The following is a 13,224-nucleotide window of genomic DNA, read 5'->3' on the forward strand; positions in this document are numbered from 1 at the left end:
CCGTTCAGCCCTCCCGCTTGCGCATGCGCGGGTCCAGCCTGTCGCGCGCCGTGTCGCCGAGGATGTTGATGGAAAGCACGCAGAGCGAGAGAAGCAGGCCCGGCCAAAAGATCAGCGACGGCTTCACAAGGAAGTAGGTGCGGCCATCAGCCATGATGTTGCCCCAGCTCGGCGTCTCGGTGCCGATGCCGAGGCCGAGAAAGGAGAGGATCGCCTCGATCAAGATGGCCGAAGCGCAGATATAGGTCGCCTGTACGATCAGCGGTGCCAGCGTGTTGGGCATGAGGTGTCGCCACAAGATGGTCGGCATGCGCGTACCCAGGGAAATCGCCGCTTCGACATAAGGCTCCTCGCGCGCCGAAAGCACGACGGAGCGCACGAGCCGCACCACACGGGGGATCTCGGAAAAGGTGATGGCGATGATCACGGAAACGACGCTTGCGCCATGGACCGCAACCAGAGCGACGGCCAGCAGCACCGCGGGGATCGCCATGAAAGCATCCATGACGCGCATGATGATGGCGTCGGCCAGGCGGAAGAAGCCAGCCACCAGCCCGATGATCAGGCCGGCAGCGACGCTGACCACTGCCGTCCCGAGCCCGATGAACAGCGACACCTGGCCCCCGTAAAGGATGCGCGACAGGAGATCGCGTCCAAAGGCATCTGTGCCCAGCGGGAAGTCGGCACTTGGGGGCTTCAGCCGGTTCGTCGGCGAAAGCGCCAGCGGATCATGCGGGGCAAGCAGGGGCGCGCAGATCGTGACGGCGAGAATAACCAGCAGAACGATCGCAGCAATTGCGGGCAAAATGCCGATTCGGGTGCTGCCTGGCAGGCTGAGAAAACGGGACACGCCGGGCTGTGGCGCGACGGCATCGGTTTCGCCAAGGGTCCTGGTCATTAGTAGCGGATCCTCGGGTCAAACAAGGTGTAGGCGAGGTCGATGGCGAGGTTCACCAGAACATAGATGCCGCTGGTCAGAAGGATCATGCCCTGGATGACAGGGTAGTCGCGCGCCATGACCGCGTCGATCGTCAGGCGGCCGATGCCCGGAATGTTGAAGACGCTTTCAACGACCACCACGCCCGAGAGCAACATGGCAAAGCCTGTGCCCACGACGGTGAGAATCGGCACGGCGGCGTTGCGCAACCCGTGCTGCAGCAGGACGCGGGGTTCACTGACGCCTTTTGCATGCGCGGTACGGATATAGTCCTCGCCCAAAACGTTCAGCAGGCTCGCGCGGGTCATTCTGGCGGTCAGCGCAACGTATGCGGTTGTGAGCGTCAGCGCGGGCAGGATGGCGTGGCGCAGAAACTCCCCGAACCCGAGCGCCGGGTCCTTATAGCCTTGTACCGGCAACCAGCGCAGGTCGGCGGCGAAAATCTTGATGAAGATGTAGCCCACAACGAAGGCGGGGACCGAAAAGCCGGCAACCGAGATGATCATGACGATATGATCGCTCAGCCGGCCGTGGCGCCAAGCGGCAATCGTGCCGAGCGGCACGGCAATCAGCACCGACATGACTATTGTAAGAAGAGCGATGTAGAGCGTCGGCCAGATCCGGCTGGCGATCAATGCGTTTACCGAGGTGCCGGACAAGAGCGAGGTACCCAGATCGCCCTGCAGCAGCTGTCCGATCCAGTGCAGGAACTGCAGGTAGATCGGTTCGTTCAGTCCCATGGCCTCTCGCATGCTGGCGATCTGCTCGGGCGTCGCACTGTCGCCGGCAATGATGGCAGCCGGGTCGCCGGGCGTCAGGCGGAGGATAAGGAAGACGATCAACGCAACGATCGCCATCACGGGGATCACGGCCAAGGTGCGCTTGATGATGTACGCCAACATGCTGGCCGTAGCTCCTGAGGAAACTGGCGTTCCGGCCCACCTTCACGGATAGGCCGGAAGCTGGCGCCGAAGATCAGTCGGCGAGCTTGATGTTCCAGAAAACCGGCACGGGCGTGGGCAGCATGTCGGTCAGCTTGTTGCTGCGCACCTGCACGAAGGCATAGTTGCCGAGCGGCACAAAGATCACGTTGTCCATGACGCGCGCCTGAATCTTATGCGCGATCTCCTTCTGCTGCTCCGGTGTCGTCGCCTTCAGGTAGTCGGCGCGAAGGGCTTCAAGCTCGGGATCGTTGGCCCAGCCGAACCAGCCGGTGTCCCCTGTCGAAGGAAGAATGGGATGAACGAGGGGCGTATTCGCTTCCACGCCGCTGGCAAAGCTCGTGAAGATGTTCCAGCCGCCTTCCGAGGGCTTGTTCATGCTGGCGCGGCGCGAAACCAGCGTCTGCCAATCCATCGGCTGCAGATCGACATTAAATCCGGCGTCGCGCAGTTCGGAAGCGACCACGACCGGGACGGTACCCATGGCGCCGATATCCGTCGGCTGCATGATAACAACAGGGGTGTTGTCGTAGCCCGCCGCTTCCAGCATCTCGCGTGCCTTGGCCTTGTCGCCGCCGGCCTGCAGCGTTTCCGAACCCGTTTCGTCTCCAAGCGGAGTGTCGCAGCCGAAGATTGCACCACAAAGCCAATAATAATCAGGGTTGCCGATCATGGTTGCCATGACCTGCTCCTGACCCAGCGCCGTCATCGCCGCGCGCCGGATCTCGACATTGTCGAAGGGCGGGTGCTTGAAGTTCATGCGTGCGAAGCCCTGGTAGCCGAGCTTGTCACGGATCTCGACCGTCACGTCGGGGCTCGCCTCCAGAACCGGCAGTAGATCGATCTGGGCGTTCTCAATGAGGTCGATCTCGCCGGTCATGATGGCGTTGATCGCGGTCTGGGGATCGGGCATCGAAACCCACTCGACCCGGTCGACGTTGACGACCTTCCCGCCGGCCATTCCGGAAGCGGCTTCTTCGCGGGGTTTGTAGTCCTCGAAACGCTTGTAGACGATCTTCACGCCCGGCTGGAAATCCGACTCCACCATCTCGAAAGGGCCAGAGCCCACATATTCGGTGATTGCGGTATCAGCCGGGGTGGCCGCGACGCGTGCGGGCATGATGAAGGCTGGGACGGACGACTGCTTGGCAAGAACGTCCAGCAGCAGCGGGAAAGGTTCTTTCAACTTCCAGGTGATCGTTGTTTCGTCCGTTGCCTTGATCGAGTCGGTCGCGGCCATCAGGAACTTCGCTGCGCCATCGCGCGCACCCCAGCGCTCCAGTGAAGCGACGGCATCGGCTGCCGTGACCTTGGCGCCGTCGTGGAACAGGAGCCCGTCGCGCAGCTTGAATGTGTAAGTGAGGTTGTCTTCCGACTTCTCCCAACTCGCCATCTGCGGCTGGACCACGCCGTCACCGTCGAATGCCACAAGCGTGTCATAAACCATGTAACCATGGTCGCGGGTGATGTGAGCGGTGCTGACGATCGGATCGAGCATGCGAAGACCCGAATGCATCACGGCGGTAACGGTCTTTTCCTGGGCGTGCGCGACGCCGGCAGTCAGAACCATCATGCCGGCAGCAACGAGCCGCATCGTGCTCTGCCCTGCAAAGAGCCGTTGAACTCTCAGTCCGGGCTTGAAGTGAATTCCCATTTGTAATCTCCCATTATTTGCCCTCGACGGGGCGTGGATACGCGAAAGTCAGCTGGCTGTTGGTGAGATCGGCCACTTGGGCAGCTTGATCCGCCGGTAAGGCAACTTGGAAAGATCAGGCGCAACGGTTCCGCGCACCGACGCGTAAAGAACGTCCTTCGCGATCCTGCCGTAGGAAGCGTAGAAGTGCTGGGTCGACTTCACCACCACGATCTTTTTCGCCGTGAGTTCGCAGCCCAGCTGGGTAAACAGATCCGTGTCCAGCGCCTGGGATCGAATGGAGGTCAAGACGATCTCCACCCCGGCCGCATCGATCAGCGCGCAATCGCCGAGCGAGACTGGTGTGCCGCCGAGGCCGGTCATCACCATGTCGCGCTTCAAAGCCTTGATCGTGCAATCCAGGTCCAGAGGGTCTCCGGATTCCGGCCCGACCTTGCCGCCCACGCGCAGCGCCAGGCGCGCGCCCTCGCCTGCATCAAAGGCAAACGTCACCGCAACCGGGTCCCAGATCGGCCCCAGCGCCGCTTCCGTGATACCGCGCTCGAGCATACGGCGCAGAATAAACGTCGAGTCGCTTGCGGCGCCTCCGCCGGCGTTGTCCGCGCCGTCCGCGATGACAACAGGACCGGCTGGTGCGGCAAGCGCCTTGTCGAGCGCTTCGTCGATGCTGGGACGCGTGCCGACGATTGCCTCGCGTTGCGCATAGAGTTCGCTGGCAAGCTCGCTCGCCACAGACTGCGCCAGTGCCGGATCGCCATCGGTATAAACCAGCACGCGGGTTCCCATGTCCGGCACGTCGGCCCATGGAAAGCCCTGGATGACCGACACGGAAAGAACGCCCGGCTGCCGTTCCATTTCTTTCATGCGCCGCACAATCGAGATGCCAGGCTCGCTGGTGGTGAAGATCAGCGTTGCCATGCCCGTATCAACGAGGGCTGGGGTCGGGCGCACGCGCTTCTCGAAGGTAGCGGTGCACAGATCCACCAGTTCAACGGCCCGCTCGTAGAGGTCGGTATGCGGATATTCCTTGAAGGCGATCAGCAGCTCAGAGTTGTCCATCATGAGCTGTGTCAGGTGGCAGTGCGGGTCGAGTTCAGCGCCGACGACCACATCAGGGCCTACAATTGAGCGGACGTGCTGGAGGAGGTCGCCCTCGCAATCGTCGTATCCATCGGCAACCATGGCGCCATGGAGCCCCAGCACGATCATGTCGACCTCACCGGCGCGGCGCAGGTCGGCAAGCAGCTCGTCACGTAGGGCTTCATAGGCCTGGCGCGTCGTCTTTCCGGCAGGCTGGGCGAAGGCAACCATGCCTTCTGTGACCAACCATCCCTTCTCGCGCGCTCGTTCCCGTGCCACCCAGAGCGGCGCACCGAAAAGCGTCATATGGTCAGGATGCTCGCCCGCGGCATGATAGTTGCCGTGGTTCTTGAACGAGCCAATGCCAGTGGGCATTGGCGAAAAGGTGTTGGTCTCCGTCGCAAGGACGGCGGTAAAGACCCGCATGCCAAGCCCGCTCCCATTGTTCTTCTGAGGCTTTATGCACATTACAATGGACATATATACGTCCAAGCGGGCACTTTAGCGACGCGACCTGCGTTGTCAACGCTGCTCGACCAATCGCAAGCACCGACGCATCACTGCAGCGGCCTTGCATCGCTCATGGGATGTTTGTGTGGACCCGGGTTGCTTCTCAGCCAGGCTGGAGCATCCGAGCGGCGGCTTCTGCGACGATCTCGAGGCGGCGCGCTTTGGCACCTGCCATCCGCCCCACCATCAGGTCGAGCACTTCGGCTGGCGCCGTATCTGGCGAGCCGGCGTTGAAGGGAGGAGCAGGATTGTACTCAAGCCGCAGTTGCGCTGCTTGAGCTGCGAGGGGGCTGACGAGTTCAGCAACCACGGTCAGTCCAAGATCGATCCCTGCGGTCACGCCGCCACCCGTTATGCGGTTGCGGTCGATGCAGACACGCTCCGTTGAGACCGTCACCCCAAGGAGCGCAAGCGCTTCGCGAGCGCTCCAGTGCGTGGCCGCTCTATACCCGTCCAGCAGTCCAGCCGCGGCCAAAACGATCGAACCGGTGCAAACGGAGGTCACATAGCGCGCGGTCGCGCCCTGGCGGCGAAGGAAGTCCAACACCTTGTCGTCGAGAAGCAGCGCGTCCGTGCCATAGCCACCTGGAACGCAGATCACATCCAGCTGCGGACACTCCGCCAAGGTCATCGTCGGCTTGATGATCAAAGGCGTGTCGCTGTTGACCGGCTCCAGATCCTTCCACAGGAGATAAACGTCCGTGTCAGGAACGCTTGTGAAGACCTGCAGGGGGCCCGTCATGTCGAGCTGTGTAATGTTCGGGAAGACGAGCAATCCGACCTGGAGACGCTTAGACATCTGGAACCTCTTGCATTGCTTGACGGAGCAAGGTTTGCATGATGCCATTCAAGGTCAAATGACGCAGTTCCCTCGTTTACGGACATGTCCCATGATCGGTGTACTCGTTTATCCGGACTTCCAGCTTATGGACGCGGCGGGCCCGATCTCGGTGTTCGAGATTGCGGGGCGATTCACCCCCTCTCCCGTGAAGATCCAGGTTCTCGCACTGCATACCGGACCTGTGAGAAGCTCGTCGGGGGTCGAGATGCTTGCCTCCGGGATGCGCTTTGCACGGTCGCTCTCGACCCTGATCGTCGCGGGCGGCGATGGCGTGGTCGCAGCCACGGAATGCGCGGAAACCCTTTCCTTCATCCGCGACCTGGACCGACAGGGCGTGCGCGTCGCCAGCGTGTGTTCGGGCGCTTACCTGCTTGCCGAAGCGGGCCTGCTGGAAGGGCGCAAAGCCACCACCCACTGGTGCAGGACGCAGGATTTTGTCACCCGCTATCCGAAGGTGAAGCTCGATCCCGATCGCATCTTTCTTCGCGACGGCTCCATCTGGACCTCCGCCGGTGTCACGGCGGGCATCGACCTGGCGCTGGCGATGGTCGCCGACGACTTCGGCGACGAGGTCGCGCGCAGCACGGCACGGCAGCTGGTGCTTTATCATCGAAGAAGCGGCGGCCAATCGCAGTTCTCCTCCTTGATTGAGCTCAAGACGCCAAATGGCCGGTTCGGCCCCTTGTTGTCATGGGTGAGGGAAAACCTGGACACACCGCTGACGGTCGAGATCCTTGCCGACAAAGCCGGTCTTAGTCCCCGCCATTTCGCGCGTGTGTTTCTCACCGAAACAGGGACGACGCCGTCCAAGGCGATTGAACGACTTCGCCTCGAGGTGGCGCGCGAAAGGGTGCAGTCGTCCGGCGACCTCATCGATCAGGTTGCGAGAAGAACCGGCTTCCGCGACCCAGAGCGGATGCGGCGCGCGTTTATCCGCGCCTTCGGCCAGCCACCTCAGGCGCTCCGGCGCTCGGCGCGAAGCGACTGAAACGGTCGCGAGGCTTTCGGGCATGGCAGAAAATGCCCGAAATACGCCATTGTAGGACATCCGTTTCAAGAGCACCGTTCGCCCTGTGAATGAGCAGCAAGGGCTGGCAAGAGCCGCGCTGTTGAACAAGAAATCGCTGAAGCGAACTCCACAGGGGAACGAGATGACACATCGCGATGAAGCGCCGCGCTGGCGCGCAGTCATGAACACGCTGAAGAAATCGACAGCCTGTGCTGTCGCGGCGGCAGCCATGATGAGCGGCTACGCTCACGCCGAGTTTTCCGGAGACGTTGTCCGGATCGGCATCATCAACGATCAGTCCGGTGGGTTCGCCGATCTTTCAGGCCAAGGCGCAGTCGTCGCCGCAAACCTCGCGCTTGAAGATTTCCAGAAGCTGAATTCGTCGATCGAGGTGGAGATCGTATCCGCTGACCATCAGAACAAGGCGGACATCGGTGCTCAGATCGTGCGCAAATGGTTCGAGGTCGAAGGGGTCGATATGGTTGCCGATGGCGCCAATTCGGCCGTTGCTCTCGCCATCCAGGCGGTCGCCCGCGAAAAGAACAAGCTTGTGTTTTATGCGGCAGTCGGCACGACCGACATCACCGGCAAGCAGTGCTCTCCCACCAGCTTCTCGTGGCTTCACGACAACTACAATCTCGTTGCAGCACCGGTCCGGAACCTTGTTGGCCAAGGACAAGATACCTGGTTCTTCATCGCCGCCGATTATGCTTTCGGCCGCAACATGGTTTCAGAATCCGAGCGTATTCTGACGGAGGCCGGCGGCAAGTCGGTCGGGTCGATCTTCCATCCGCTAGGCAACAGTGACTACTCCTCGTTTCTGCTGCAGGCGCAAACGTCCGGCGCAAAGGTCGTGGCCTTCGCCAATGCCGGGGAGCAACTCGTTTCGTCCATGAAGCAGTGGAACGAGTTTGGCATGAACACCGGTCCCCAGAAGGCGGTTGCCGAGCTGATGTTCCTAACGGACATTCACAGCATGGGTTTGGAAACCGCCCAGGGCTTGACCGGGGTGACCGCATGGTACTGGGACCTGAACGATGAGACGCGTGCGTTCGCCGAACGTTTCTTTGCAAGGCATGGCGCCATGCCAACGGCGCCGCAGGCTTCGGTCTACTCTTCAGTGTTTCATTATCTGAAGTCGGTCGCCGCGGCGGGAACCGACGCGACAGACGCCGTGGTGGAAAAGGTCCGAGCAACACCCGTCGACGACTTCTACGCGCCCGGAGCAACAATCAGGGCCGACAGCAAGCTGGTCCACGACTTCTACCTTGTGGAGGTCAAGGAGCCTTCTGAACAAAGCAAGCCGTGGGCCTATTACAATGTAGCCAAAACCATCAAGGCAGCGGACGCTTATCCGCCTCTCGCGGAAAGCCCATGCCCTCTGGTCAACAAGGTGGCCAACTGACCTGATTTGCGAACAAGCTGAGCGGCAGCGGCGCCTGTCGCCCTGACGTTTAGCTTGCCCTATCGGTTTACAAGCCATGCCCCCTGCGTCGCACGACACAGCGATCCGCGCTCTGCGCGTCGCCACAAACGAAGCCCTTGCGCGGCGCGATCCGCTTGGCGTGGCAGACTTCTTTCAGCCGGATGCCCTTGTGATGGTAAGCTCCGGGCTTCTCCTGATCGGCGCCGAACAGCTGAGCGCCTACCTCAGGCAACTCTTCGCGGATCCCCACCACATGGGGATCTTTCGAAGCACGGACACCGTCTATGGAGGCGCCACAACGGCTGCAGAATCGGGCAGTTGGTTTGTGAGAAGGCGATCGCAACGCTTCGACGGTCGGTATCTTGCGCGCTGGGATCGCGGCGCCGACGGCTGGAAGATTGCGGGGGAGTTTTTCGTGCTTGTGGCCCAGGAGGCGCGGACCGGCGAGCCATGATCATCAATGCAGCAGGAACGTGAGTGATGTTTCAGAACCCGTTTTTTGATGGCCACGAGCAGGTGGTAAGTCTCTACGACGCGGGTTCGGGGCTGCGCGCCATCATTGCGGTACATTCGACGTCGCTCGGTCCGGCTGCCGGTGGCTGCCGTCTCTGGTCTTACGATCAGTCCGGGGACGCGCTTTCCGATGCCCTGCGTCTTTCCCGCGGCATGTCCTACAAGAACGCCATTGCGGACCTGCCGATGGGAGGTGGTAAAGCCGTTATCCTCGGACCTGTTCCGCCAGAGCGCAGGGAAGCTCTTTTCGAGGCATTCGGCAGGGCCATCGACGGTCTAGGCGGGCTTTACATCACGGCTGAAGATGTCGGCGTGAGTGAGAAGGACATGGCGGTGGTTGCGCGTCACACCCGGTTTGTGTCCGGCGTTGCGGTTCAAAAGGGCATTGGCGGCAATCCGTCGCCCTCGACCGCGCGTGGCGTGAGGATCGGACTGGAAGCTGCCGCCAAACTCGCGCTCGCCCGAAACGAACTCGAGGGCATGCGGATCGCTGTTCAGGGACTTGGTGGCGTGGGCTTCAATCTTTGCGGTGAACTGAACGCACGCGGCGCTCGGCTCGTTGTCGCTGACATCGCCAATGCGCGCGTGGAAGAAGCGTGCGATCTGTTTGGCGCGGAACCCGCCAGCACCGATGACATTCTCCTGGCCGACGTTGATGTCGTCGCGCCATGCGCCCTGGGCGGCGTGATCACGCCGGACGTTGCGCGCAAGATGCGAGCAACGGTCGTTGCGGGCGGAGCCAACAATCAGATAGCCAGCGACAAAGCGGGGCAGATCCTGTTTGATCGGGGGATCACCTATGCGCCGGACTACGTGATCAATGCTGGGGGTATCATCATGGTGACCGCCGAGTATCTGGGAAACACCGAAAGCAGCGAGGTCGACCAAGCGATCGAGCGGATCGGTGACCGCTGCGCCCGGATCCTCCAGCGATCGCGATCCGAAGCACGACCCAGCCACATCGTTGCCGATGAGATGGCTCGCGCGATCATCGCCCGGGCACAGAACAAGCACCGCCACCCGGAACCGGCCTGAGCATCGAGAACGCCGAGCCATGCGCAACAATGACAGCATCGCCATCATCAGCGACCTGGTTGGCTTCCAGACTGTTTCACGCAATTCCAATTCAGACTTGCTCGCCTATGTCGCAGATTATCTCAGCGAGCATGGCGTGACGAGCGACATCCTTTGGAACGATGACCGTTCGAAGGGTAATCTTTGGGCTACCATCGGCCCAGCCGACGTTCCAGGGGTGATTTTGTCCGGACACAGCGACGTCGTTCCCGTCGATGGGCAGGACTGGACGAGTGATCCGTTCGTGGCGCGCATCACTGACTCTCGCATATTCGGGCGCGGCACATGTGACATGAAGGGCTTCATCGGCATCGTGCTTGCGGCCGTGCCGGATCTCGTGACCCGCGACCTCAAGGCGCCGATCCACATCGCGATCTCGTATGACGAGGAGGTCGGATGCACCGGTGTCAGCAGCCTCATCGACCGCTTGGCGGCGTTGCCGGTCAAGCCGGCCCTGTGCATCGTCGGCGAGCCGACCAGCATGCAGGTGATCGTCGGCCACAAGGGGATCGGTCTTTACAGGGTCACAGTCACCGGGTCAGCCGCCCATTCCAGCCAAGCCCCGTACGCGGTGAATGCCATTGAATATGCGGCACAGACCATCGTCTTCATCAAGTCTCTTTCAACCGAGCAGGCTCATGCCGGGCCGCATGACCACGATTATGATGTCAGTCATTCCACGATTTCGGTCACCACGATCGAGGGCGGAGCGGCGGTCAATATCATCCCGGAACGCTGCGTCTTCCAGTTCGATATACGCTCTTTGCCACAGCTCGAAACGGAAGCCGTGCTGGCGCGTATCCAAGCCTTTCTTGATGCAGAAATTCGACCGGCGATGCGGGCGACCTCACCGGCAAGCGGTGTTCAGATCGAGCCTCTGGTCGAAATTGTTGGCCTGGACACCGAGGTCACACATCCCGCTGTGACCTTCCTAAAGACCCTGGTCGGCCGAAACGACCATGCAAAGGTCGCTTATTGCACGGAAGCCGGCCTCTTCAGCACGCAGGCCGGCATTGTTTCACTTGTCTGCGGCCCCGGATCGATGGAGCAGGGGCATAAGCCCGACGAATTCCTGGCGCTGTCGCAGATCGAACGCTGCGAAGAGATGATCAGCCGTTTGGCAGATCGCCTCGAAGATGACGGTCTGCCTTGGAGTGCTGAACTGCGGAGGTGACCGCCATCACGACAAGACTGTCGCGTTCCGTTGCGCTTCAATCGCCAGTCGGGTGACCCGCAGGGCGTGGTCACGGGGCATGGCCGTGGCTGTGCGATCGCGCACATCGTTCTGGAAGCGGTGGAAGTAGGTCAGCGGTTCCGTTGACGCATCCACGTAGCGCGTGCCTTCCCGGTTTGACAGAAACAGGTGATCGGTGCCGCCGCGACCGCCGACATCGACATATTTGCGCAACTCGATGAAGCCTTCCGTTCCCAGCAGGAAAAGACGGCCGTCGCCCCAGGTCGGCAAACCGTCCGGCGTGTACCAATCGACCCGGATGAAGCCGCTGGCACTCGCCGAGCGCAGCAGGATCTCGCCGTAATCCTGGAAGTCGGACAGGTCGCGCGTGGCATGGTTTGCCACCGCGCTCGAAACCAACTCCGCATCCGTGCTGCCGGTGAAATGGAGGAACTGGTCGATCTGGTGCGAAGCGATGTCCGTCAGGATGCCGCCAAAGCGTTCCGGCTGAAAGAACCAGTCGGGGCGGATCGCGCGGTTGAGCCGGTGCGGCCCAAGCCCCGTTGTTTGCACCACACGACCGATTGCGCCTTCTGCCACCAGCCGCGACGCTGCCTCGCAGGCACGCACCACGAAGCGCTCGGAAAAGCAGATGGAGAATATCTGGTTGGTTTCGGCGGCGACCTGCTCGATCTCTGCAACCTGCGGGAGCAATGTGGCGCCTGGCTTGTCGACCATCACATCCTTGCCGGCCCGCATCGCCCGAACCGCGATCGCGGATCGGTCGCAGGGAACGGCGGCCGACACGATGAAGTCAATTGTCGGGTCGTCGAACAGGCGGTCGCGCTCCAGCGACTGGAGGTCGGGAAACCGCTCACGAAAGCCATCCAAAACGCGGTTGTCGCTTGTTTCCGGGCAAAAGCCTACGCATTCAGCGCCAGCGGCGACGTTCTCGCCGACCAGATGGAAGATGTGGCGGTGATCCAGCCCGACCGCCGCGAAGCGCAAACGGCGGGTCATTGGGCAACCTTGACGGGCGTGCCGGTGCGTCCGGTTTCGATCAAGGCATCGATCAGGTGATGGACCTTGAGCGCTTCCTCCCCCGTCACTTTGGGCTCGCGCCCGTTTCTGATCGCCTCAACGAAGTCGGCCATGACCGCGCGATGGTAATCGTGCGGGAAGGCCATGGGATCAGCACCCGTGCCGCCAGCCGAGCGGTCCGGCTCGATTGCGACGGTGCGGCCGTCGTGGAACTGCACGAGGAGTTCTGTTCCCCGCAGTGCCGCCGTTCCGCGCTCGCAGGTCAAGACAATCTCCTCGAGAAAGCCCGGATAAGCGGCCGTGGTCGCGTCGATCGTGCCAAAGGCTCCGTTGCGGAACCGGACCGCCGCGCAAACCATGTCCTCCGTTTCCATCTGGTGCACCGGCGTGGTGGTGGCGAACCCCGTGACTTCCCCTATGCCGCCGGCCAGGGACAGCATCAGGTCGAGCGTGTGGATTCCCTGTGAGATGAGGACCCCGCCGCCGTCGCGCGCGAAAGAGCCGCGACCCGGCTCGTTGTAATAGCTTTGCGGGCGCCACAAGCGGATGATCGTGGAACAGCCGACGATGCGGCCGAGTTCGCCTTCCTCCAGAAGCGCGCGCAGCTTCAGCCCGGCAGGGCGGAACCGGTGCTGCAGCACGATCCCGAGCCTGACGCCGGCTTTCCGGCAGCCTTCCACCAGTTCCGTTGCCCGGGCGGTGGTGATGTCGATCGGCTTTTCCATCAACACGTGCTTGCCCGCGGCCGCGCAGGCGAGCCCGATGTCGCGATGGGTGTTGGCCGGAGAAAACACGGCTACCGCCTCGACGCTGCGGTCATCCAGAATGGTTTGCAGGTTGTCGCACAGCGGAAACGGGAACTTCTCGCCGAATGCCCTTCGTCTTTCGGCGCTCGGGCTGAAGGCATGCACCACTTCAACAGTGTCGCCCAGGTCCATTAGCCCCTTGGCGTGGGGCGTGACCGCCATTCCGAGGCCAACAATGGCGATGCGTGTCTTGGTCACGTCGAACGATCCTGTCGATG

Annotated in this window: 12 protein-coding genes; 5 read left to right on the forward strand and 7 right to left on the reverse strand. The window is 61.8% G+C overall.

Translation table 11 applies throughout. The features are described 5' to 3' along the window. Positions 1-4: 4 nt before the first annotated feature. From J5Y06_RS00115 to J5Y06_RS00135, 5 genes are all read right to left on the reverse strand, one after another. The gene (locus J5Y06_RS00115) at positions 5-898 is read right to left on the reverse strand and encodes an ABC transporter permease (protein WP_209333096.1); all 894 of its coding nucleotides are present in this window, start codon (positions 896-898) and stop codon (positions 5-7) included. Further along, positions 898-1,839, reverse strand: a complete 942-nt coding sequence (locus tag J5Y06_RS00120; protein WP_209333097.1) for an ABC transporter permease — start codon at positions 1,837-1,839, stop codon at positions 898-900. The genes J5Y06_RS00115 and J5Y06_RS00120 overlap by 1 nt, the downstream gene beginning before the upstream one ends. A 73-nt stretch (positions 1,840-1,912) precedes the next feature. After that, positions 1,913-3,532, reverse strand: a complete 1,620-nt coding sequence (locus J5Y06_RS00125) for an ABC transporter substrate-binding protein (protein ID WP_209333098.1) — start codon at positions 3,530-3,532, stop codon at positions 1,913-1,915. A 48-nt stretch (positions 3,533-3,580) separates the two neighbouring features. Next, complete coding sequence (locus J5Y06_RS00130) at positions 3,581-5,038, reverse strand: M81 family metallopeptidase (RefSeq protein ID WP_209333099.1); 1,458 nt, start codon at positions 5,036-5,038, stop codon at positions 3,581-3,583. 187 nt (positions 5,039-5,225) lie between these two features. Further along, the gene (locus tag J5Y06_RS00135) at positions 5,226-5,921 is read right to left on the reverse strand and encodes a DJ-1/PfpI family protein (RefSeq protein ID WP_209333100.1); all 696 of its coding nucleotides are present in this window, start codon (positions 5,919-5,921) and stop codon (positions 5,226-5,228) included. Positions 5,922-6,012: 91 nt separating this feature from the next. Here J5Y06_RS00135 and J5Y06_RS00140 point away from each other — a divergent pair, with 91 nt between their 5' ends. From J5Y06_RS00140 to argE, 5 genes are all read left to right on the forward strand, one after another. Beyond that, positions 6,013-6,951, forward strand: a complete 939-nt coding sequence (locus tag J5Y06_RS00140; protein ID WP_209333101.1) for a GlxA family transcriptional regulator — start codon at positions 6,013-6,015, stop codon at positions 6,949-6,951. Positions 6,952-7,114: 163 nt separating this feature from the next. After that, on the forward strand, positions 7,115-8,377 hold the full coding sequence (locus tag J5Y06_RS00145) for an ABC transporter substrate-binding protein (RefSeq protein ID WP_245247483.1): 1,263 nt from the start codon (positions 7,115-7,117) through the stop codon (positions 8,375-8,377). Between the two features lie 76 nt (positions 8,378-8,453). Then, entirely contained in the window at positions 8,454-8,852 is a 399-nt protein-coding gene (locus J5Y06_RS00150) for a YybH family protein (protein ID WP_209333102.1), read from the forward strand. 26 nt (positions 8,853-8,878) lie between these two features. After that, positions 8,879-9,946, forward strand: a complete 1,068-nt coding sequence (locus tag J5Y06_RS00155; protein ID WP_209333103.1) for a Glu/Leu/Phe/Val family dehydrogenase — start codon at positions 8,879-8,881, stop codon at positions 9,944-9,946. A 19-nt stretch (positions 9,947-9,965) separates the two neighbouring features. Beyond that, complete coding sequence (argE, locus tag J5Y06_RS00160) at positions 9,966-11,159, forward strand: acetylornithine deacetylase (protein ID WP_209333104.1); 1,194 nt, start codon at positions 9,966-9,968, stop codon at positions 11,157-11,159. Between the two features lie 6 nt (positions 11,160-11,165). On the opposite strand, the gene J5Y06_RS00165 is transcribed toward argE, so the two are convergent. Further along, positions 11,166-12,179: a Gfo/Idh/MocA family protein gene (locus J5Y06_RS00165; RefSeq protein ID WP_209333105.1), complete on the reverse strand. Its 1,014-nt coding sequence runs from the start codon at positions 12,177-12,179 to the stop codon at positions 11,166-11,168. Further along, on the reverse strand, positions 12,176-13,204 hold the full coding sequence (locus J5Y06_RS00170) for a Gfo/Idh/MocA family protein (RefSeq protein ID WP_209333106.1): 1,029 nt from the start codon (positions 13,202-13,204) through the stop codon (positions 12,176-12,178). Before J5Y06_RS00170 ends, J5Y06_RS00165 begins: the two co-directional genes overlap by 4 nt. Positions 13,205-13,224 lie beyond the last annotated feature (20 nt).

This window comes from Tianweitania sediminis, from assembly GCF_017813335.1.
In the GTDB taxonomy this organism is placed as follows: Bacteria; Pseudomonadota; Alphaproteobacteria; order Rhizobiales; family Rhizobiaceae; genus Tianweitania; species Tianweitania sediminis.